The organism is Pseudomonas sp. WT-JTC (genome assembly GCF_056711565.1).
The window spans coordinates 2,809,010-2,829,628 of record NZ_CM160042.1 but is presented as its reverse complement, the minus strand read 5'-3'; the positions used below and the strand labels follow the sequence as shown (position 1 = coordinate 2,829,628).

General features: G+C 56.8%; 26 protein-coding genes, 1 tRNA gene and 1 pseudogene. 14 read left to right on the top strand and 14 right to left on the bottom strand.

Translation table 11 applies throughout. The annotated features are described in order from the left end of the window. Nucleotides 1–4 precede the first annotated feature (4 nt). Both AC06G5_RS13055 and AC06G5_RS13050 read right to left on the bottom strand, forming a co-directional pair. On the bottom strand, nucleotides 5–1,399 hold the full coding sequence (locus AC06G5_RS13055; protein WP_480459631.1) for a D-arabinono-1,4-lactone oxidase: 1,395 nt from the start codon (nucleotides 1,397–1,399) through the stop codon (nucleotides 5–7). 21 nt (nucleotides 1,400–1,420) lie between these two features. Further along, the gene (locus AC06G5_RS13050; RefSeq protein WP_413428330.1) at nucleotides 1,421–1,807 is read right to left on the bottom strand and encodes a c-type cytochrome; all 387 of its coding nucleotides are present in this window, start codon (nucleotides 1,805–1,807) and stop codon (nucleotides 1,421–1,423) included. A 265-nt stretch (nucleotides 1,808–2,072) separates the two neighbouring features. Between AC06G5_RS13050 and AC06G5_RS13045 the strand changes: the two genes are divergently transcribed. Next, nucleotides 2,073–3,698 carry an NADP-dependent glyceraldehyde-3-phosphate dehydrogenase gene (locus AC06G5_RS13045; RefSeq protein ID WP_413428329.1) on the top strand — a complete coding sequence of 542 codons (1,626 nt, stop codon included), beginning with the start codon at nucleotides 2,073–2,075 and terminating at the stop codon, nucleotides 3,696–3,698. 44 nt (nucleotides 3,699–3,742) lie between these two features. Continuing rightward, nucleotides 3,743–4,783 carry an FUSC family protein gene (locus tag AC06G5_RS13040; RefSeq protein ID WP_413428332.1) on the top strand — a complete coding sequence of 347 codons (1,041 nt, stop codon included), beginning with the start codon at nucleotides 3,743–3,745 and terminating at the stop codon, nucleotides 4,781–4,783. Between the two features lie 15 nt (nucleotides 4,784–4,798). Here AC06G5_RS13040 and AC06G5_RS13035 read toward each other — a convergent pair whose 3' ends face one another. Beyond that, nucleotides 4,799–5,692 carry a DMT family transporter gene (locus AC06G5_RS13035; RefSeq protein WP_413428328.1) on the bottom strand — a complete coding sequence of 298 codons (894 nt, stop codon included), beginning with the start codon at nucleotides 5,690–5,692 and terminating at the stop codon, nucleotides 4,799–4,801. 136 nt (nucleotides 5,693–5,828) lie between these two features. On the opposite strand from AC06G5_RS13035, the gene AC06G5_RS13030 reads away from it, so the two are divergent. Together AC06G5_RS13030 and AC06G5_RS13025 are read left to right on the top strand one after the other, a co-directional pair. Continuing rightward, nucleotides 5,829–6,266: an Lrp/AsnC family transcriptional regulator gene (locus AC06G5_RS13030; RefSeq protein WP_413428327.1), complete on the top strand. Its 438-nt coding sequence runs from the start codon at nucleotides 5,829–5,831 to the stop codon at nucleotides 6,264–6,266. 56 nt (nucleotides 6,267–6,322) lie between these two features. Beyond that, the gene (locus AC06G5_RS13025) at nucleotides 6,323–6,652 is read left to right on the top strand and encodes a YceK/YidQ family lipoprotein (RefSeq protein WP_413428326.1); all 330 of its coding nucleotides are present in this window, start codon (nucleotides 6,323–6,325) and stop codon (nucleotides 6,650–6,652) included. Nucleotides 6,653–6,712: 60 nt separating this feature from the next. Here the strand turns inward: AC06G5_RS13025 and AC06G5_RS13020 are convergent, their stop codons facing one another. Beyond that, on the bottom strand, nucleotides 6,713–7,384 hold the full coding sequence (locus AC06G5_RS13020; RefSeq protein ID WP_007995889.1) for a Bax inhibitor-1/YccA family protein: 672 nt from the start codon (nucleotides 7,382–7,384) through the stop codon (nucleotides 6,713–6,715). Between the two features lie 123 nt (nucleotides 7,385–7,507). Between AC06G5_RS13020 and AC06G5_RS13015 the strand changes: the two genes are divergently transcribed. Both AC06G5_RS13015 and AC06G5_RS13010 read left to right on the top strand, forming a co-directional pair. Next, nucleotides 7,508–7,595 (top strand) — tRNA-Ser (locus AC06G5_RS13015). 206 nt (nucleotides 7,596–7,801) lie between these two features. Continuing rightward, nucleotides 7,802–8,014 carry a hypothetical protein gene (locus tag AC06G5_RS13010; protein WP_480459629.1) on the top strand — a complete coding sequence of 71 codons (213 nt, stop codon included), beginning with the start codon at nucleotides 7,802–7,804 and terminating at the stop codon, nucleotides 8,012–8,014. A gap of 196 nt (nucleotides 8,015–8,210) precedes the next feature. Here the strand turns inward: AC06G5_RS13010 and AC06G5_RS13005 are convergent, their stop codons facing one another. Further along, nucleotides 8,211–8,969, bottom strand: coding sequence for a hypothetical protein (locus tag AC06G5_RS13005; protein ID WP_480459628.1), 759 nt, complete (start codon nucleotides 8,967–8,969; stop codon nucleotides 8,211–8,213). Between the two features lie 353 nt (nucleotides 8,970–9,322). Here AC06G5_RS13005 and AC06G5_RS13000 point away from each other — a divergent pair. Both AC06G5_RS13000 and AC06G5_RS12995 read left to right on the top strand, forming a co-directional pair. Further along, a pseudogene (locus AC06G5_RS13000) lies at nucleotides 9,323–9,594 on the top strand (SOS response-associated peptidase family protein); the annotation flags it as partial. A gap of 131 nt (nucleotides 9,595–9,725) precedes the next feature. Further along, nucleotides 9,726–10,802: a hypothetical protein gene (locus AC06G5_RS12995; RefSeq protein ID WP_480459626.1), complete on the top strand. Its 1,077-nt coding sequence runs from the start codon at nucleotides 9,726–9,728 to the stop codon at nucleotides 10,800–10,802. Nucleotide 10,803: 1 nt separating this feature from the next. On the opposite strand, the gene AC06G5_RS12990 is transcribed toward AC06G5_RS12995, so the two are convergent. Genes AC06G5_RS12990 through AC06G5_RS12975 form a run of 4 tightly spaced genes read right to left on the bottom strand, consistent with a single transcriptional unit; the run spans nucleotide 10,804 to nucleotide 13,070 of the window. Beyond that, entirely contained in the window at nucleotides 10,804–11,934 is a 1,131-nt protein-coding gene (locus AC06G5_RS12990) for a contractile injection system protein, VgrG/Pvc8 family (protein WP_480459625.1), read from the bottom strand. An 8-nt stretch (nucleotides 11,935–11,942) separates the two neighbouring features. Next, a complete protein-coding gene (locus tag AC06G5_RS12985; protein WP_480459623.1) occupies nucleotides 11,943–12,149 on the bottom strand; it encodes a tail protein X in 207 nt (68 codons plus the stop codon). Beyond that, complete coding sequence (locus AC06G5_RS12980; RefSeq protein ID WP_095052219.1) at nucleotides 12,146–12,574, bottom strand: phage tail protein; 429 nt, start codon at nucleotides 12,572–12,574, stop codon at nucleotides 12,146–12,148. Before AC06G5_RS12980 ends, AC06G5_RS12985 begins: the two co-directional genes overlap by 4 nt. A 37-nt stretch (nucleotides 12,575–12,611) precedes the next feature. Then, nucleotides 12,612–13,070, bottom strand: coding sequence for a glycoside hydrolase family protein (locus AC06G5_RS12975; protein WP_480459622.1), 459 nt, complete (start codon nucleotides 13,068–13,070; stop codon nucleotides 12,612–12,614). A 485-nt stretch (nucleotides 13,071–13,555) separates the two neighbouring features. On the opposite strand from AC06G5_RS12975, the gene AC06G5_RS12970 reads away from it, so the two are divergent. The 3 genes from AC06G5_RS12970 (at nucleotide 13,556) to AC06G5_RS12960 (ending at nucleotide 14,559) form a co-directional block, all read left to right on the top strand. Continuing rightward, nucleotides 13,556–13,846, top strand: a complete 291-nt coding sequence (locus AC06G5_RS12970; RefSeq protein ID WP_480459621.1) for a hypothetical protein — start codon at nucleotides 13,556–13,558, stop codon at nucleotides 13,844–13,846. Beyond that, entirely contained in the window at nucleotides 13,843–14,154 is a 312-nt protein-coding gene (locus tag AC06G5_RS12965) for a hypothetical protein (protein ID WP_480459620.1), read from the top strand. Before AC06G5_RS12970 ends, AC06G5_RS12965 begins: the two co-directional genes overlap by 4 nt. 81 nt (nucleotides 14,155–14,235) lie before the next feature. Beyond that, on the top strand, nucleotides 14,236–14,559 hold the full coding sequence (locus AC06G5_RS12960; RefSeq protein ID WP_480459618.1) for a hypothetical protein: 324 nt from the start codon (nucleotides 14,236–14,238) through the stop codon (nucleotides 14,557–14,559). A gap of 2 nt (nucleotides 14,560–14,561) precedes the next feature. Here the strand turns inward: AC06G5_RS12960 and AC06G5_RS12955 are convergent, their stop codons facing one another. The 4 genes from AC06G5_RS12955 to AC06G5_RS12940 form a co-directional block, all read right to left on the bottom strand. Then, nucleotides 14,562–14,846, bottom strand: coding sequence for a hypothetical protein (locus tag AC06G5_RS12955; RefSeq protein ID WP_480459617.1), 285 nt, complete (start codon nucleotides 14,844–14,846; stop codon nucleotides 14,562–14,564). A gap of 186 nt (nucleotides 14,847–15,032) precedes the next feature. Further along, entirely contained in the window at nucleotides 15,033–15,542 is a 510-nt protein-coding gene (locus tag AC06G5_RS12950; RefSeq protein ID WP_102675202.1) for a hypothetical protein, read from the bottom strand. Between the two features lie 499 nt (nucleotides 15,543–16,041). After that, entirely contained in the window at nucleotides 16,042–16,248 is a 207-nt protein-coding gene (locus AC06G5_RS12945) for a hypothetical protein (RefSeq protein WP_480459615.1), read from the bottom strand. Between the two features lie 70 nt (nucleotides 16,249–16,318). Continuing rightward, complete coding sequence (locus AC06G5_RS12940; protein ID WP_480459614.1) at nucleotides 16,319–16,750, bottom strand: hypothetical protein; 432 nt, start codon at nucleotides 16,748–16,750, stop codon at nucleotides 16,319–16,321. Between the two features lie 255 nt (nucleotides 16,751–17,005). Between AC06G5_RS12940 and AC06G5_RS12935 the strand changes: the two genes are divergently transcribed. Both AC06G5_RS12935 and AC06G5_RS12930 read left to right on the top strand, forming a co-directional pair. After that, nucleotides 17,006–17,248, top strand: a complete 243-nt coding sequence (locus AC06G5_RS12935) for a DUF4224 domain-containing protein (protein WP_480459613.1) — start codon at nucleotides 17,006–17,008, stop codon at nucleotides 17,246–17,248. A gap of 1 nt (nucleotide 17,249) precedes the next feature. Further along, nucleotides 17,250–18,299: a tyrosine-type recombinase/integrase gene (locus AC06G5_RS12930; RefSeq protein ID WP_480459612.1), complete on the top strand. Its 1,050-nt coding sequence runs from the start codon at nucleotides 17,250–17,252 to the stop codon at nucleotides 18,297–18,299. Between the two features lie 514 nt (nucleotides 18,300–18,813). Here the strand turns inward: AC06G5_RS12930 and AC06G5_RS12925 are convergent. Further along, nucleotides 18,814–19,164: a BON domain-containing protein gene (locus AC06G5_RS12925; protein WP_413705032.1), complete on the bottom strand. Its 351-nt coding sequence runs from the start codon at nucleotides 19,162–19,164 to the stop codon at nucleotides 18,814–18,816. 509 nt (nucleotides 19,165–19,673) lie between these two features. Here AC06G5_RS12925 and AC06G5_RS12920 point away from each other — a divergent pair. Further along, a complete protein-coding gene (locus AC06G5_RS12920) occupies nucleotides 19,674–19,988 on the top strand; it encodes a hypothetical protein (RefSeq protein ID WP_413428324.1) in 315 nt (104 codons plus the stop codon). Nucleotides 19,989–20,619: the final 631 nt, after the last annotated feature.

Genomic DNA, 20,619 nt, shown 5'->3' with positions numbered 1-20,619 from the left:
GCCATCAGTTCACCCCCAGAATCGATGACAAATGCGCATTGAGGAATTTGCCGCTGGGGTCGAGTTCCTGCCGTACCTGGATGAACTCCTGCCAGCGCGGGTACAGCGGCTGCAGGTTTTTCGCGTTCAATGTATGCAACTTGCCCCAGTGCGGCCGGCCGTTGTATTTCCAGAAAATCGGCTCGACGGCGGCGAAGAAGTTGTGATGATCCATCTGGTAATGCTGGTGGACCGAGATCGAACAGCTGTCGCGGCCTTCGAACATGCTCAGGGGAATGTCGTCGGCCTTGACGTAACGGTATTCAATCGGAAACCAGGTGCGCAGGTCTTTGTCCTGGATCAGTTTGAGGATCTCGCGCAAGCACGCCGGACCGTATTCGGCCGGCACGGAATATTCCATTTCGTTGAAACGCACCGTGCGCACGTTGGCGTAGATATCGAACGAGTCGCCCACCCGATCATCGAAACTGGCGAGGTGGCGCAGGCTGTTGAGCATCGTGCGGCGCAGGTCCGGGAAATCACTGCCGTACTTGTCGATTTTCTCGATCAGCGTGACGAACTCGTTGCCGCCCTCCTCATCTGCCGGGACCGGTGGTGTAGCCGGGTCGCTGGTTTCGTTCAGGGCGATCGACAAGGCGTAGTCGGAATGGGTCACCACGAGCATTTCCCAGTGCTGGTTTTCCCGGGTGTTCTTGTCCAGGTCTTCCAGCAACTCTTCAGTCCTGGCGATCCACTGCCGCTCCCGCAAGCGATACGCCGGGCGGTTTTGCAGGCGCACCCTGGTTGCCACGCCCAACACCCCCAGCGACACCCGGGCGGCGCTGAACACTTCAGGGTGACGATTGGCGTCACACTCCAGCACGTCGCCGTTGGCGGCCACCAATTGCAAGCCGCAGACATGCGCCGAATACGATTGAAAGTTCTTGCCGGTACCGTGGGTCGAGGTCGAGATCGCACCGGCAAGGGTCTGGTAATCGATGTCAGCCATGTTTTGCAGGGCCTGGCCAATGTCTTTGAGCGGTGTGCCCATGCGTGACATTGGCGTACCGGCGGCGAACTCGGCTTGCAGGGTTTTCGCATCATGATCGAGCAAACCCGAGAAATAGCTCAGCGACAGCAAAGTCCCGTCAGTGGGCACCAGCGCGCTGAAGGAGTGTGCCGAGCCCACCGGACGAATCTTGCCGGGTGCCTGGCGCACCACTTGCGTCAACTCATCCAGGTTCTTTGGCGCCAGCCTTGCTGCCGGCAGGCAACTCTGGCCGCCCGACCAGTTGCGCCAGGGAATCAACCGTGGCGCGCGCAGCAGTTCGGCCAATGCCGGTGTCGAGCCGAGCGCGGTAAAGGCGCCAATGACGCTCGCCCGTTGCAACAGCTGACGCCGTGTCATGTCCATCGTCATGAATCGCACCCTGCTTTCTTGTTATTGGATTGGCTGGCCGGACATAAAGGCAATCAGCGCCAGGAACTGCTCTTGCGAACACTGCATGCACATGCCCATCGGCGGCATGCCGTTGTAACCGTTGATCGCGTGATCGAGCAGTGTGTCGGCGCCCTGCTGCACCCGTGGCTCCCAGGCCTTTATGTCGCCGGTCAGCGGCGCCCCGGCCGCCGGGTTGGCATGGCAAAGCTTGCAGCTGTTGTCGTAAACCTGCGCCAACTCGGCGTCGGCGGGCTTCGCGGCGCCTGCTTCACTGCGGCTCGGCGGGTTTTTCGGCTCTTCGCCGCACCCCGCAAGCAACGCAGCAAAGACGCACCCCGCCAAGGCCAAACAAAGACTAGGCTTTTCAGTTAACCGGCTTGCCTGCATGGCTGTCCTCTCATTGGGTGCCCGGTCTGCCGGGTGCACTTTTTTGTTGTGATCAAGCAGAGGTCAACACTAAGGCACCCCGCATGGGCGGGTTGAGGGCATTGGGGGCCAACAAGGGGAGCTTCTGAGGCCATGACGGAAGGCGTCGATAAATCCGCCATCCATCACGCTATGCGACAAAACGCTGAGATGAGTCATGACAAGCATCGCTGAGGTCTGCTAAAACGATTCATCAGTGCATTATCCAATCCAGAGGGGTAGCGACATGACCACAGCCAAGATTCTCGAGAACCTGTTCCCAAGCCCCGCTGACATCCCGGAAAAGTACCGCCTTGATGGCCAGACCGAGCAGCGTGAGTACCTGGTCGATGGCGTGCTGAAAACCTGGAACGGGCCACTGGCCCAGGTTCGCAGCCCGGTGTATCTGGCCGGCGCCAATGGCGACGAGCAAGTGATCCTGGGCAGCACGCCGTTGCTCGATGCCGAGACCGCATTGACCGCCCTCGACGCTGCCGTGCGCGCCTACGACCGTGGCCAGGGACTGTGGCCGACCATGCGCGTGGCCGAGCGCATCCAGCACGTCGAAACCTTCCTGGGGCGCATGCGCGAGCAGCGCGACGCCGTGGTCAAGTTGCTGATGTGGGAAATCGGCAAGAATCTCAAGGATTCGGAAAAGGAATTCGACCGAACCTGCGACTACATCGTCGACACCATCAACGCGCTGAAAGAACTCGACCGCCGCTCCAGCCGTTTCGAACTGGAGCAGGACACCCTCGGCCAGATCCGTCGTGTGCCGCTGGGCGTCGCCCTGTGCATGGGTCCTTACAACTATCCGTTGAACGAAACCTTCACCACGCTGATCCCGGCGCTGATCATGGGCAATACCGTGGTGTTCAAACCGGCCAAACTGGGCGTGCTGTTGATTCGCCCGTTGCTGGAAGCCTTCCGCGACAGCTTCCCGGCCGGGGTGATCAACGTCATCTATGGCAGCGGCCGCGAGACGGTCAGCGCGCTGATGGCCAGCGGCAAGATCGACATCTTTGCCTTCATTGGCACCAACAAGGCCGCCAGCGACCTGAAAAAACTCCATCCGAAACCACACCGCTTGCGCGCAGCGCTGGGCCTGGATGCGAAAAACCCGGGCATCATCCTGCCGGAAGTGGATCTGGACAATGCGGTCAGTGAAGCGGTGACGGGCTCGCTGTCATTCAATGGCCAGCGCTGCACAGCGCTCAAAATCCTTTTTGTCCACGAAGACGTGGTCGAGTCCTTCATCGACAAATTCAATGCCAGACTTGCCAACCTCAAACCCGGCATGCCCTGGGAAAGCGGCGTATCCCTGACGCCACTGCCGGAATCGGGAAAGGTCGACTATTTGCATGCACTGGTGGCGGACGCCGAAAGCAAAGGCGCCAAGGTGGTCAACCCCAACGGCGGTGAGGCGCGTGCGTCGTTCTTCTACCCGGCGGTGCTATACCCGGTCACGCCGCAGATGCGCGTTTATCAGGAAGAACAGTTCGGCCCGGTCATCCCCATCGTGCCGTACCGTCATCTGGATACCGTGATCGATTACGTGCTGGAGTCGGACTTCGGCCAGCAATTGAGCATCTTCGGCACCAACCCGGTGGCGGTTGGCCGGCTGGTGGATACCTTTGCCAATCAGGTCGGGCGCATCAACCTCAATGCCCAATGCCAGCGCGGCCCGGACACCTACCCCTTCAATGGTCGCAAGAACTCCGCCGAAGGCACCTTGTCGGTCCATGACGCACTGCGGGTGTTTTCAATCCGCACCCTGGTGGCCACCAAGTTCCAGGAGACCAACAAGGACCTGATCAGCGAGATCATCAGCGGCCGCAGTTCGAGCTTCCTGACCACCGACTACATCTTCTGAGGAGAGCTAGCCTGAGTACATCCAGAGCCCAACGATTGCCACCGCTGCTGCGCCGATTGCTGCGGCCGTTGCTGGACCCGTACCGGCGCTATCGCCATGCCCGGGTGATCCATGCGGTGCGGGTGTCGCTCGGGTTGCTGGCGACGATCCTGCTGACCACCGGCATCCATCTGCCCCACGGTGAGTGGGCGTCGGTGACGATGCTGGTGGTGATCGGCGGCTTGCAGCACCACGGCAACATCGGCAAGAAAGCCGCCGAGCGTGCCATCGGCACCTTGATCGGCGCCGGCGTCGGCCTGGCGCTGGTGGCACAACAGGCCTGGCTCGGGATGCCCTGGCTGACCTATTTCGCGATGTCGGTGGTCTGCGGTTTTTTCTCGTATCACGCCATCGGCAAGGGTGGTTACACCGCGCTGCTGTCGGCGATTACCGTGTTCATCGTCGCGGGGCACGGCGACAACCCGGTCACCGATGGCTTGTGGCGCGGAGTGGATATCCTGATCGGCATTGCCCTGGCCCTGGCGTTTTCCTTCGCCCTGCCGCTGTACGCGGTTTATTCCTGGCGCTACAACCTGGCCGATGCGCTGCGTGATTGCGCGAAAACCTACGGGCGCATCATTGACGGCCAGGCCATCACCGCCGACGAACACCTCAAACTCATGACTCGCCTGAACGCGGTGATGGTGCAACTTCGCTCACTGATGCCGTCGGTGTCCAAGGAAGTGAAGATTTCCATGACCGAACTGGATGCCATCCAGCGCAACCTGCGCATGTGCGTCAGCACCCTGGAAATCCTCGGCAACACCCGACCGGATGCCAATGACCCCGAGGCGATGACGCTCCTGCAAACGGCATTGAAAGCTGAGCACCGACAGATTCGCGTGCAATTGATCGGCATGGCCCGGGCGTTGAAATCAGGTGCCGCCCAGCGGCTCAATCGGCCCATGGACTTGCCGCTGGTCAGCCTTGATGCGCCGATCTACAACAGTCTGGACGGGTATAGCTTGCTGACCCGACAACTGGCCGCCAACGTCGGCGAGATGCGCCAGCGACTGGCCGGGAGCGCGCCGCGCTGGAACATCTGACGCCGACGTAGCGGGTTACGGCGTCACTGTGCGCCGAAACTTCAGCGACCAGCCCTGTTGCATGCCGGCCGCGGCCAGCAGGATCGCGGCGACACCGATCCACTGCAGCGGCTCCAGGCGGTGACCGAAGGCAAACCAGTCGACGAAAATCGCCGCGATCGGGTAGATGAAGGACAGCGCCCCCGTCAACGCCGTCGGCAGCTTTTGAATGGCGCCGTACAGCAACACGTACATCACGCCGGTATGCACCATGCCCAGCGTCATCAGGCTGGCCCACGCGCTCGGCGCCTGCGGCAATGCCGAAAAATGCGCGAATGGCGCGAGCAACAACACACCAGTACTGACCTGGATCAGCGCAATCAAATGCGGTGGAGTGCCGGTCAGGCGCTTGATGATCAGCGCGGCAATCGCGTAGAGAAATGCCGCACCCAACGCCAGGGCAATACCCGTCAGGTAATCGTTGCCACTCTCGCCCTGGCTGCCATGGGCGCTGACAATCGCCAGCATTCCGAGAAACGACACGCCCAGCCAAGCCAGTTTCTGCGCGGTGATCTTTTCATTGAGAAACAGCGCCGCCAGCCCTACCAGCATGAACGGCTGGACGTTATAGACGGCAGTGCCGATGGCAATCGACGCCCGGGAATAGGAGGCGAACAACAGCACCCAGTTGCCGACAATCGCCACACCGCTGAGCACCGCCAGCAAGAAGGTGGTGCGGGTCAAAATACCGGGGCGCAAAAAGCCGAAGGCGGCACAAATCAGCAGCAAGGTGCCGGCACCGAACAGGCAACGCCAGAACACCACATCCAGCACCGGTTGCCCGGACACCAGCACGAACCAACCGATGGTGCCGGAGATCAGCATGGCGGCCGTCATTTCGAACGAACCGCGGCGTAGGGTTTTGTCCATCATCAGACTCCTGTGTTTGTGGGCAAAGTATGCCAATGCACTCAGGCGCTACTCCATAGCAAAAAGCAGGCTAAACTCGAGATCGACCTTTTTTATCAAGGCCGTTTTGAAAAAGTGCCTAACAGAGGATTTTGCCATGACCGATGACATCGACCAGGTGCTGATCACGGCTCTGATGGAAGACTCGCGACGTTCGCTCAAGGCCCTGGCGCAAATCAGTGGCCTGTCCTCCCCCAGCGTTGCCGAGCGTCTGCGCCGCCTGGAAGAGCGTGGAGTACTCAAGGGCTACACCGTTGAAATCGACCCGAAATGCTTTGGCTATCAACTCCAGGCCATCGTGCGCGTTCGCCCGTTGCCGGGGCAATTGCAGGAAGTGGAACGGCAAATCATGGCCATTCCCGAATTCACCGAGTGCGACAAGGTCACCGGCGACGACTGTTTCATTGCGCGCCTGCATGTGCGCTCGATGGAACAACTGGACACCCTGCTCGACCGCCTCAACACCCTCGCTGAAACCAATACGGCAATCGTCAAGAAAACTCCGGTCAAGCGCCGGTTGCCGCCCATGGCGTGAGTGATATTTGTTTCAGACTGAAGTAGATTGACGGTTTCCGGCGAAGGATTGACGGTATGAAAACCACAGTAATGCTACTCGCGGCATTGATGCTTGCGGGTTGCGGCACGATTCAGACAGTTGTGCGCAGTGACGAAGCGGCCGCAAAAAGCCTCAAGAAGCAAAAAAGTTACTGCGGTGCGGTACCGCGCATCTACAGTGGCGTGACCTACGATTTTTGCTTCCTGAATGCCCCCCTCGAAGAGGGCCGGGATGCGCAGGTACATGGCCCTGCCCCCGCTATTGTGCTGATCGATGTGGTCATCTCCGGCGCACTCGATACCTTGTTGCTGCCCTACACCATCTACCGCCAGCAAGCCGACGGCAGCATCGTCATTGTCGAATAGCCCTGAATTGCGAATATAAAAAAACCCGCCTGAGCGGGTTTTTTACTTCAAGGCCGACGATCAATCATCGCGCCCCATGATGCCGAACAGCTGCAACAGGCTGACGAACAGGTTGTAGATCGATACATACAGGCTGATGGTAGCCATGATGTAGTTACGCTCGCCGCCATGAATGATGGCGCTGGTCTGGAACAGGATGCAGACCGAGGAGAACAGCACGAAACCTGCGCTGATCGCCAGTTGCAGACCGCTGATCTGGAAGAACATGCCCGCCAGCGTTGCACCCAGCAGCACGAAGAAGCCTGCCGTGATGAAACCGCCGAGGAAGCTCATGTCCTTGCGGGTAATCAGCACATACGCCGACAGGCCGCCAAACACCAGCGCCGTCATCGCGAACGCCGAGCTGACCACTTCAGCGCCGCCCTGCATGCCCAGGTAACGGTTGAGGATCGGGCCAAGCAGGAAACCCATGAAACCGGTCAGGGCAAATGCCGACACCAGGCCCCACGCCGAATCACGGAGTTTGTTGGTGAGGAAGAAAAGACCGTAGAAGCCGATCAGCACCACGAAAATATTCGGGTAGCCAACACGCATCTGCTGGGCAACGTAGGCCGTCACACCGCTGAATGCGAGGGTCAGGGCGAGCAAGCCGTATGTATTGCGCAGGACGCGGCTAACCTCTAGCTGCTCAGCCTGCACGCTGTTATTAACTGCGTAATCCTGTTCGCGCATGGCGACACTCCTGTTGGTTTGAAACGTTCAGTCGCAAAGATCATAACAGACGCTCTGTAACAAGCCATGCAGAGAGTTTGACAGTGTGTTTCATTCAGGTATTATGGCGCCCGCAACGCAAACGGAGGTGTGGCCGAGTGGTTTAAGGCAACGGTCTTGAAAACCGTCGACTGTAACAGGTCCATGAGTTCGAATCCCATCGCCTCCGCCATCTTTGATACGACAAAGCCCTGATTATTCAGGGCTTTGTCGTTTCTGGGATCAGGGGAAAATCTAGGTGCTGGGCATGTGTTCCATAACTATTTTGGAAGTGTTCCATAACTCAGCCCGTTATGCCCCTCTCCCGGCGTTCTGCCGACGGTTAAGAATCCTTCATGAAACGCAGTGCTACGCTGACCTCATAACCGAGGATTCGCGATGCCAAACTCAGATCTGCTCCCTTCCCTACTGTTCAAGATCAACGAAAACCAGCTCGCCCTTGAAGCTGCCATCTTGGAGCTATCGAACTGGGTTGAGCAGCGCGGATCGGCCGATGTCGCCGACAACGTGCGCGGCGCCCTTGAAGCCATCGACAAGAATGAAGAGTTCATCAAGCTGACGCTCGCGGTGCTGATGACGCCCGAGTCATAAATTGACGACACACTCGCCCCTAGTACCCCACGCTGGGAACTATTAGGGTGGCAAAAAATCCTCTTTTTTGTGCTTATGCAAACGGTAAACCGTGGCTTTCAGCGAGGGTTTTGCGCAACTTTTCCCCCTCCTTCGACTGGCCAAGAATGTGACCATCCACGGACAATGCATACGCTCCCTTCCGCCCTCGGCGTCGTTAGCTGCAGGGATAAACATCCCAGACATTCACCCAACCATAATGCTGCTTGAAGCTGCCAGGACTCAGGCTTGGTGCACCTGGGATAACAGCGCGCTCTACAAATATTTTGAGTCGGTTACCCTCGATTTGCTCGACGACTGCTACCAGGACGGTAGTTGATGAACCTAGAATGTCCCTGGACTCCACATTTTGGCAAACCTGAGCTCCGCGGTAGGCTACTTTGTTTCGCTCGCTGATTCGCTTGTCTATCAGATGTTGCCGCTTGATTTCCTGGCTTAACTTCTCCATCTCAATGTCTTCAGCTTGTTGGCGCTGCTTCTCAGATAGAGTCGTGTAATTCCACGCGGACTTAAGGTAGTAATCGACATCCCTGCCGTTGGTTTCGGTAAACTCCACGACGTTCAGCCCGACCATCCCCGCCCCCTCAGCAAATCGTTTGATGACGAATATCTCACGCTCCCTCTGCTCGTGGACACATGCCCTTCCTGTTCCTTTATCCCAATCATAGGCACGCCCGCCGCGGGCATAGCAGTAATCTATAACGGCCTTAAATGTGCTATCGGCAGCTTCCTCAGGTAGAGAGATCGATGCACCGTTTCGGGTAGCAACAGAAGTTACGCGTTCCTTGCCATACTCGGTCGCAATGGCAGTGATCGCCTTCGCCGGGGGAGTACCGGCATAGTCGGCACCGACGGTCGAGCACCCACTAAGGGCCAGTACTGGTAACAAAGCAAAAAAGAGTTTGCGTCCGTGCACATGGAGCTCCAATGTGTTTGAAATATGGGTTGAGTGTCCTGCTGATCAGCCTCACGGGAAGTTATCAAAGTGATATCGGAGCGTCCAGCGACCGCTTGTGGTCGATCTCTGTACTGCACAATGGCTGGCAACCATCTCGTTGCCCCCCTAGCGCACTAGCACCCCATGCATGCGGACACATCTACAGTCCGTTAAACACAAGGCTTCGCGCCAGGCTCTCGCTGCAACGATGCCTAACAGTGCGCAACCGCTTTTTACAAAATCACTCGGAAAGTCACTGCGCTTATTTTGCCCCCTCCCCGGCGTTCTGCCGACCTCAAACTCCCCTGCTACTGGTACAAGACCTGCCCGGCGAGCATGAGCCCAACGAGCACGACGGCTTCGTAATCATCACCGCCGACAGCGCCGGTGGCATGGTGGACATCCACGATCGGCGCCCAGTGAAGTAGTCGACTGAGCTGGCTCGCGAATGGCTGGACCCGCGACGCCAAAGGAGCACGCAGAACAGATGGTGATGCACTAGGGCGTGCCCACTGAGGCGTTCGAGTAGTTCAAGGTTGACCATGCGATTGGCAACATGAGCAATCAACGGTATGACTTGATAAAACCGTTGGTTAACTGGTAAATAGAATCTAGGAACCGCTACACGACTAGGGGTGTGCACACCCCACACCAAACAGCCACTATTAAATATATTATGCAAGCACTTTAAAGAAAAAGCCTTTAAATGGATCTCAGACAGTAAGGATACGCCCTTTGAAACAAGATAAGAGACCCTTCCGAAAAAACCCCGGAATAGTGCCCGTGGAATTAGCAGGAATGAAATCGATATGCCAGAACTGTAGCCACATCAACGAAATAGACTGGGTTGGAGACTTAACTCATCCCAAGGAACCTATACAGGCACTCGACAAGTCAGGATATTGGGTTCCTGTTTCATTCCCTGTCATTTGTACTAGCTGTGAAGCGGAAACTCAGTTTCAAATCCCGATAATAGAAACTGAATGCCCATGGGATTTATATGGTGACGAGGCAGGAAGAATAGTTGAAATAAACGGCAAGCAAATAAGCTTTTTTTGTATATCCATGGTCGCCTTACATGTAACAAAGCATAAAATTGCTGAGCGGAAACTGCGTAATTTGAAGCTAATCGCACGCCCGAATCACCCGCCCGAGCAATGGACACACCACTTCACAAAGATTTGGAGCGACAATGGAGACGACAGAAAATTTGATTTTGCTGGAATTAAAGACAAAATTAAGTACGGACAAAGATATGCCGCACTGATCAAAAGTCTAAAACCTCACCTTGCCACGTTTAACTTCTCAAGCGCAATAATACTGCACGAGGACAAGAAAGAGAGAGCAGCCCAACTAAAACATCAAAAACAAGACATCTTCAAACAAACATTATTGACCACCCTCTCACTTTTTCGAAATAACAAAAAACAAACGATGTGGACTTTCGACAACATTAAAGACACATCAAATGGTGAAAAAACCGAGGGCTGGGCTGATGAGTGCTTTCTGGGCCTCCAATACACACGACTCTTCACCTATTTAGCTGGTGGCAACGCAATTATAGCCCCTAAGTTCGTTTCACCGGGAAGCCATTATCTGCTGGAAGTTGCTGACTTCATTAGTTTTTGTATGGCTCGTGAGTTTCAGCGAGTATCCGAAGGAAAAGACGCCGAACTGCCATCCGGGCTTATGGGAAATATGACAAATCAAATGGTTGACGTGAATAATGTCCCGTTTTGGATATATGAAAACGGATCAATTTCCATTAGGAGGTATTTCATCAATAAAACCCTAAAACACCTCAAGCCATAATTCACGGCACTTCTATGAAGAAAAGGTGGCAACCGAGCTTAAGCGTCTGCTTTGCACCCTTCGTCCAAACCGGCGGCTTGGGCATGGTCGTCGCGTAGTAGTACATAGCACCGCCGGTTGGATCTGGAACTTTACCTGACATCACTTGGTGAGCAGCGATCTGCCACAGCCGATTAGCGCTGGTGCGATGGTTGCGCACATCGAGCCGGCCCTCGGCGACCATCTCAGGCGTCAGCGGTCGGGTGATGGACATGGTGGACTTGCCGCGCTGCAGCTTCTTCAATTGCGCCGCCGCCGCTTCCTGGGCGCTCTTTTGATCCGTATGGGTTTTGCGGATGATGTAGCGCGGGCCCGCCTGGCTATCGGCGTCTTCAGTCGCCTCGCTGGCATTGTCCGGGGCATCGCCGTACACCGACACCGCGCCGGCAACTATGCCCGCGACCACCGGCACCTTGCGCTGCTCGGCTTCGTTGAACCAATACGCGACCACCGACTGATAGTCGTTGCGCTCTTGGATCGTGACCCGGCCGCTGCTGTTCTCCGGGTCACTGATCACGATGGTCGGCAGGGCGGCGCCCGTGACGGTCTGCGCCAGGCCCTTGGGCAGCACCACCAGGCGACCGCCAATCGGCTTCGCCACGGCACCCAGCTCACGAGCCAGGCGCGTCAGCAGATTCATATCGGATTCGGCACGCTGGTCGATATGGTTAAAGACATGCTTAGCCAGGTCCGGCGCTACGGCCGCAATGTAGCCATGTTCGGTGGCCATCTTGGCCACCAGCGCGCCCAGGGTAATCCCGTCGAACGTGGCATCACGCGGGGCCTTGATCCCGCCCAGCATCTTGGCCGCCTTGCCGTGGATCACCAGGGCCTGATCGTCTAATGGCTCTTCCAGTTCGTCGACCTGATAGGCACCTTTGAACACCAGGGCACCCGGCTCGCCTATCCACACCTTCAGTTCCGCGCCCGTCGACGGTAGGCGAATCAGGTTGTCGCGGTTATCCAACTCAATCGCCACGGTATCGCTGTCTTCACCCGCGGAATCCTGCAAGGTCAACTTGATAAAGCGCTTGCGTAGCATGGCGGTAATGTCGGCATCGTTGGCCGTGATTCGGTAGTCCGCTTTTTTCATGGTCGTCCTCAATCCCACAGCGACACTTGCCCAGGCGCTTGCGCCGGGGCCAGGTCTGGCAATTCAATCAACAGTCCTTCAGGCAGTACCGCGCCCCGCCGGCAAAGCCCCGGGTTGGCCTCTAACACCGCTTCGGACGTTCCCGGGCGAGCGCCGTAATACACATGGCAAATGGCGTCGAGCATGTCGCCCGGACGGGTGCGGTAAGTCCTCATGCTTCATCCTCCCCGTACTCGGAAATTGACAGCGACCCCTTGCGCACCAGGGGCGTACCGTCCTTGAGGAAAAATTCATCCGCCACGGTCAGGCCGTCGATCACCCACAGCCCCAGGTCGGCCCCCGACTGCTTCAACTGACCCTCCACCTTGGCCGTTCCCCCCGACACCAGGCGCAACGGCTCGCCCGCGTCACCCATCATGCGCAGGCGGTCGAACAGCAACACGTCGGCGCGCGACTGCGGGTAAACGGTGATGTCGAAGGTTTTGCTAGTGCTGTCGGGGCCGTGGAACTGCTTGCCTGGCTTGGCCCCGTAACGATCCTTTTTCGCCCAGCGCCAGGCCATCGAGGTCGACAGCCCTTGATACTCGGTCGTGGCCACGCTGAAGCGAAAGTCGCCCAGCGCCATCATTACTTCAGACATACCCCTCCCCCGCGAAAGCCGCCCGGGGGCGGTTTCGCTATTTAGCTCTTTCGCTATTTCGCTTGTTAGCCTTACCGGCAACGAATCGCCACCGCTTGAGTTGATCGCACGCGTGCACGTACTGCCCTTGGCGCAGCAGGTTGGCCGCTGTCGAGCCGCAGAACTTCGGCCCACCAACGTTGTAGGCAAACAAGCCCCACCCCGCTTTCATCGATTCGGGCATGGGGTCGGGGGTGGTGACGCACCTCGCAACGTCCCTCAGCCCGATGTCGATGGCCTCACGGTTGCGGCGCGTGCAGCCCTCGACTGTTTCAACGTCGCCCAACTTCACACCCTTGGTCACCCCTCCGCAGATGGTAGGAACGCCACCAATGTCTAGATAGGCATGCAGAGGGTTGCCCTCGACGATGGGGACCGCCACGTCCATCAGCTGATAGGCCGAACCACCGGCAGCCAACACCGCCAGAAGCGCGGCCGGCAGCTTTATTTTCGCCATGCCGTCACCGCTGACGTAACCGAGCTAACCAGCGTGGTGCGCCAGGACGGGAACGCCTTATCGAGCAACAGCAACAGGGTATACTCCCCAGCACCAGGCCGTATCGGAGTGTGATCTGAATGCGCAGGCTGATGCAACGACACTGATTGGCGGGGTAGCAGGATAATTTACCCGCATGCCGGATATCAGCACCGGCCTGATCACACCCCGATGCGGATGATTCTGCACCGCGCAACGCGGCCCCCGCATTTCCACCAGCCCAGCACGGAGGATTGGCAGTCATGTAACCGACAGATATCGAAGCCCGCCCAATGGCGGCACCTGCGACACGTAGGGAGGTCTTCGTGACGCAAACAAAAGCCCGGTTCCGATCGGGCTTTTTTACGCCTGCCTTTATCCGTCAGCACTCTCCCCTGCGCCCAATAGAACACACCAGGCAACACGAGTGCTGACGAATACACGCAACCCACACCGAGGGATCAACCATGCAAATGCACCCACTGATGCAAGCGCGCGTCGACGGCAACATCGCCCTGCAGATTCGCGCCACGGCGGCTACCGCCGAGTTCTACGCAATGATCGGTAAAGACGCGCCGGCTAACCCGGTTCGCTACCAGGTCGTCAGCAAGGGCGAGAACGCCTATCACGTCATCGAGCGCTCGACCTGCAAGGTGAAGGGCTTCCGCTTCACCTGGAAAGCGGCGATCAACCTGGCCCAGGTGTTGGAAGCACGAGCCAATGGCGTAACCGTGAACATCGAGGGCTGGGGAAAATGATCGGCGTACCAATGCCCAACCCGCGAGACTCGATCCTCGCAAACCTGAACCAGCAGCTGGATCACTACTTCGGCGCAGGCAAGTCGGTGCATGAGATAGCCCCGGGCGTCAGTGGTGAACGTGAGTTGACCTTTGGCACCGCACGCGGCAACAAGCTGCGCGCCGACCGCGACAAGCTGGCCCCGACGCTGAAGAATTTGGCCGAAGGCGGCGCCACCCAGTATCAAGCCGCGACCGAAATCGGTATCGACCATAAACGCGCCAAGCTCATTGCCCGCGAGAACAACTTCACGTACGCCGACAAATGAGGCGCATCAGCAACCAGGTGCGCCAGCGCCGACGAAAGACATGGCTGGATCTACCGGCCCACGGAATTGAAGAGGCAGGCCATGGCCAAGAGCAACGCGGATATTCAGCGGGACAAGCGCGCCAAGGAGAAAGCCTTGCTGGACCGGATCGGCGCCGAGAAGCGCACGTTGATTGTGTCGAAGGCGCTTGCTGATGCACTTCAGGTGCTGGGCGAGCGCCACGACTTCGAGGAATGGCAGGAGACGGTGTCGACCTTCATCCTGAATCTTGCGGCGGCGCCGGCCGGAGACTCCGCCCGATTCGCCACCATGTCGCGACACGAAATAACGATCAGCGAAAACGTGTCGCGTAAGTTGGATCTGGCTTACCGGCGTGAGGCGTTACGGATTTGCCATACCGATTAACTTCAGTGTTTATTGCCGCTAGAGAAACCGGTGCCCTGGCTGAAATCGGCCGTATTCAGATGGTCCCGTAGCGCTAAAGCTGCTGCGCCCGATAGGGTGATCCTTACGACAGTGGCTTTATTGGTGCCGCCAAGAATCATGCAGGGAGCGTCGATGTGTAAACACCCATCGCTCGAACTCATTTTAAACGGCGGCTCTATGAAATGATTGATGAGAGGGATTCCCTCATCTGCTCGCCTCTCCACCTCTTCTGCCCATTTCGCGCCCTTCTCATCTAAGTCCGACATCACCACGCTCCCTTGACCCGGCCCCATGCCGGTCTCCTGTAATACCCCACCACACCCCAAATTGCCACTGTCGCATCCGGTCACGGAGGGCGGGCCTGGCTGAAGGCGCTGGCACCGTCGTCAATCATGGCCGGATCGACCGCCATCGGATTGCAGTCCTAGCAGGCAAGCAAGGCATGTGCATTGCTACCAACTGCCCTCATTTCGGTAAATTTGCGCAACCAACTCAAAGCTCCGCAGCAAATGCCTTTTCAGATATACGCGGTTTTTTCCGTAATAAACGGCAATGTCATCAGCGTAATCGCATCCCATTTCTTGATCATTGATAACAAAGGCCCGAGGCCCATACCCTGAAGCTACGCAGAAAGTAAACTTCCCCGCGTCGATCTTGTGTTCCCCACTCGTAACGTGACAAGCAGCGTTTCTACACGCTCTAACGAGATCAGTGACATCGGTCATGCTTTCAGTAACTTCCATGTCGTCATCGAAATTTATTCTTTGTCCATCTAGTTTGGCTTTCTGCAACAGGTCATTGAGATGGACCAACACAAGCGTTACCGCTGACTCGAACATTACTCCTGCACTGCTGCCCGCGTTGAAAACTCCGGAATTGAATACATCCGCACAACGCGTGACTGAGGACTGGATGTCGGCTGCCCTCATCCATGCTGCGAAGTTCTTCGTGTCTTCTGCCATTTGTTTCTCCTTGATCCGGCTCCATGCCGGTCACTCGTAATACCCCACCATCAACCAATTTGCCACTGTCGCATCCGGCCACGGAGCGCGGCGCCTGACTGGAGATTCACCATGAGCACATTTGCTGTTTTTGGAATGAATGAGCACTTCGCCCGCGAAGAGGCGAAAAAGAAGGTTCGCGACTTCAAGATCGAGAAGGGTTAGCGCATCGAACTCTCGATGAGCCAGTGGCTCCAGGCTGTCGAAGACCGCGTTATCAATATCATGGATGGCAAGCGAGTCGCCCAACTCAGCAGCATGTTCGATGCCCCCCCAGTACGCCGCCGACTACGCCGAGCGTATTCGCAAGCTGGGACGGTGCCGAGACGTGATCATCAGGGCAAAGATCAAGCTGCCGCAGAACGATGCAAAGCGGAAGTCGGCGACCAAGCTTTCGTGGATGGACTACTCGCCAGAATCGACAGCGGCCACATGACCCACCCACCTATTGCGCTGATAGCTACGCCAGCGCAAGGAAATTGGTCAAATTTTCCTTCATGAACTGCTTTATTTCCTTCGCTCGTTCCATGGTGGTGCCGGGTGGCAGGTCAAATCCAAAGGACTGATCGGGGAAGCCGTTTTCTGCCGTATAGGATTCAATACAGATGAATGGCTGTCCATCGTGAAATTCCTTGATGGTGAACACCGGTTGCATGCGCTTTGTCATTTTGAGCTCCTTGAGCCGGATTTATGCCGGGCTCATCTACAAATACGCGACATTGCAAAGTCGTACCAGCTCAGTCATAACCACCCTTCATGTTGCGGATGATCGGGTGAGCGTCACTTCGCCGATACACTCGAAGTTTCAAGCCACTTGAACAGGTAATAACTGAGTACTTTTCTGTTGGTGGTTGCTGTTCAGCAACTACTTCCGAGCAGTCCCATCCGTAGGTATTCAGAGCATGCCAAGCGAGATCGGCCTTGCTGAGATTCCGACTGCTATGAGCATGTGAGAGATCATAGTTGAACTCAGAATCTTCGGCCTTGGTGGATTCCTTCGGGATGCTCGGTTGAATCGGCGCCACTTTGTCTTGAACAACGCTGTAGTTGGGGGTTGTGTTGGCGGTTGGATTGTTATGACTGTCAATCATCCCCTTGCCGACAAGCCCGGCGAGCCCAACTGCCAACACAATCCCAATGGTCCTTCTCTCCACGACATCCTGCCCCACTCAAAAGACATTGATCATGTCAGCTTGAGCTGATTCCAGTCCACAGTTTGAACCTTTAACAATTTTCCACCGCCCGGGCATGCCCCAGCATAGGACGCCCCATGCCCACAGAAAACAAAACGGCCGTGCCTGGCTTTGACCTGAACACACCAGATGGCGGACGCGGTTACCTATGCCGACGGCAGTCAGATGCTGACCGCAATCATCTGAACCCCTCCCCACCTTCTGCCGCCACGCGTGGCATGGAGCATCAACATGGAAACCGAAATTCTCTCGGATGAGGAGCTGGCGGACCTCACCGGCTACAAGGCCAGAGCTTACCAACGGCGCTGGCTGATGGATCGCCAGTGGGTGTTCGTTGAGAGCCGCGGCAAACGCCCGCTGGTGGGCCGCATGTACGCCCGCATGAAGCTTGGGGTGATTTCCCAGACCATCGCTGACCCCAACCAACCGCCGGCACCCCCGGCATGGACGCCTGACTTCTCGCGAGTGAACTGATATGCGCCCCCGCAAGACCGAACACCATCATCTACCACCTCGGATGTATCAACGAACTCGTAAACGTAAGAACGGCAGCGTCTGGACCGCCTACTACTACCGGGACATGCTGGGTAAGGACATACCTTTGGGCAAAGAGCTCGACAAGGCCAGGATCAAATGGGCTGAACTGGAAGCCAAGGAAAAACCCCTGGACCTGCGAACCATGAAAGGGATCTTCGACCGGTACATTCGCGACATCATCCCCAAGAAGGCGGCGCGGACGCAGAAAGACAACCTAGCGGAGATCAAGCAACTTCGACCGATGTTCGACAGTGCCCCAATCGACTCAATCACTCCGGCAACAATTGCCGGATACCGGGATGCTCGGTCGGCGAAGGTGCGGGCAAATCGCGAGATTGCCACCCTCTCCCACGTTTTTAACATCGCTCGGGAGTGGGGGCTGACGACCAAAGAAAATCCCTGTCAGGGGGTTCGCAAGAACAAGGAAACGCCGAGGGACTATTACGCGAATGATGTAGTTTGGGATGCTGTTTACAAGAAAGCAGCCCAAGAGCTGAAAGACGCGATGGACCTGGCCTACCTGACCGGGCAGCGGCCGGCAGATGTCCTGGTGATGCGAAAGGACGATGCTGCGGGGGCATATTTGGAGGTTCAGCAAAACAAGACACACAAAAAGCTGCGGATTCAAATGACGACTGGCGGCGAGGCAAACAGTCTGGGCAAACTTATCGCGGAGATATCTGAACGCAATGCTCAACACGTCTCGAACTATCTGATTGTTAGCCGGCACGGCAAACGGATGACCGCGACGATGCTGAGAAAGCGCTGGGACTTGGCCAGGGAGAAAGCAAAATTGGAAGCTATTAACGCTGGTGACGAGCTGCTGGCCAGTCGGATCGGAGATTTTCAGTTTCGAGACATCAGGCCAAAGGCCGCTTCCGAAATCACTGATGTCGGCGAGGCGAGCTTGCTGCTGGGACACACCAAAGGCGACATCACCGAGCGGGTTTATCGCCGCGTCGGTGCCATCGCAAGGCCCTCAAAATGACCAAAAATGTGTTCCATAACTCAAATTTGCCCCCTTGTAGAATGCGGCCTGTGGCGATGCCGAGAACTGAGCATAATGGAACGAAAAATCGCTGCAGGCCGCGATTTTAAAAGCTTTACATAGCGGTCTTGAAAACCGTCGACTGTAACAGGTCCATGAGTTCGAATCCCATCGCCTCCGCCATCTTTATACGACAAAGCCCTGATTATTCAGGGCTTTGTCGTTTCTGGAGTCTGTGAATCCGTGCAGCCTCTGGAGGGCGTTACAAAGCTATTTGGTAACCGCTACAAAACTTTCCTGACTTTCCCTCTCCCCCGGCGTCCTGCCAACGGTTAAAAATCCTTCATGAAACGCAGTGCTACGCTGACCTCATAACCGAGGATTCTCGATGCCAGACTCAGACCTGCCCCCTTAGGGATTGCGAACTGAGTGGACTTCATCAGGCCCCGGGAAATCAACTTCCGTCCGCCCTCGGTTTCCGACTGGGAGCGCGGCGCCTGCAAAGTTGCCATTATCATTTGTCGTCCATCTTTGTTGACGATTGTGGCCGGCGCTCTGTGCTCTCTTCGGCGTTGGGCGCTTCTGGAAAACTCCCTGGCGTGAACACATGGGTCTGCAAGTCGCTGGCATCGACTTCGGCGACACCATGAACCGAACGGGCCAGACCAATGGCCTGTTCACACTGTCTATGAGTGTTGACGCGGCCGCTTAACCCCACTCTGCCCGCATGGGTTTTGACATTGATATGCAGGCTAAGGGTCGGATCGGAAAATGCCAGGGCCGACTTCACCCTGGCGGTAATCCATGCATCGTGAACGGCCATTTCCAGACCATGAGAGTAATGCTGGAAGGAGTGAATTTTCATGGCTGAACCCTCTCTCGCGTAATCAGACGTACTGTCCATCCCATTAGCTGTGCTGCCCTCTGCCTGTCAGGTGAACGCTATGGATACCTGATTCGTTTTGGAACGCTCGCCACGCAAACATCGACAGAAACTAATTATAGTACGGCCGTTGCCTGCGGTCAGAGCGCTGTCCCCGTGAACATCCGCCTTGGTCGCTCTGTGCCAGGCGCAACACCTACAGAGCACTCCAGACAGTCCTTATTGCGATCAGCCCTGATCAACCCATGGCTGCCGATCTCGACCGACAGAATCGGCCAGGAACGGACGTTTATAGATACGAGCACTTAACCCAGTGCCAGCTGAGATGCTTGTTCGCAACCAGGCTGGGGTCGCTGATGGGTTACGCTGCCGTTGGTCGGCGCCTTGCGCAGAGGTGCGATAGAAAACTATAGGAATAAACTCTCGTGCCGATATCAGTGAGGCAAGGCCTGCGCGCGCCTGACCTTGAACCTGAGCGAACGAGCACATTGATGAGTGATAAATCTTTGGAAGAAAAAGCGGCAGTGATGGTCGCCCCACATGAAACGATGGCCAGTATCGGACAGATCACTGCCGGGCGCGATGCCCTGCAACAGCGCCTGGACAAGGCTGATCGCACGACTCAGGAGCTTCAGAAGCAACTGGACTTGGCAAAGACGCTGATGACCCGTCTGCTGGCGGCGAGTTTTGCGTCGACCGGCAAACCTTCCGCGCCCCTGACAAACTGGGGGCTAAATGAGATCGACGTTGTCGAACGGGAGATGGCCTGCTATTTGAATCCTGCCAATGAGGCGAGTGCCGCTTGACAGGTCGCACACTGAATGCCTGCAGGCCGCGTAGATACTGGCCCCAAGCAGAATGCCGCTGTTGGGTTACCACAGCGGTTACCCATCGCGGTGTACTGGGCCTGCATGATCGCAGGCCCTTGGCGTTTCGGGTTGGGGTTACTCATGGGTTACCCCCTCACCAGTGACCGCCGCCCCGTATCAATGGATGCAAGATTCAGTTCGGTTGACTCCGGTCCGCTTGAACGAAAGGTCAGGCCTCATGCTGCAACCTTACTTTGGTGGGACGGACTATCTATATTCGGTCGCTCTCTGCCTGTCGCGACAGGCAGCAATCGGCTAACCGTCGTGTAGGCACCATTGCCAAGCCCTCAACGTAGCCAAAAAAGTGTTACAAAGCGTTAGTGCCACCCCTTGTAGAATGCGGCCTGCAGCGGGGCCAAAAAATGCTCGTATTAGAACGAAATCAAGCTACAGGCCACGAATTTCGGACGCTTGCATCTCGAACTTGAAACCGTCGACTGTAACAGGTCCATGAGTTCGAATCCCATCGCCTCCGCCATCTTTATACGACAAAGCCCTGATTTTTCAGCGCTTTGTCGTTTCCGGGGTTTGGCAAAAAGCTTGCCACACGAAAGGCGCTCCAGAACCA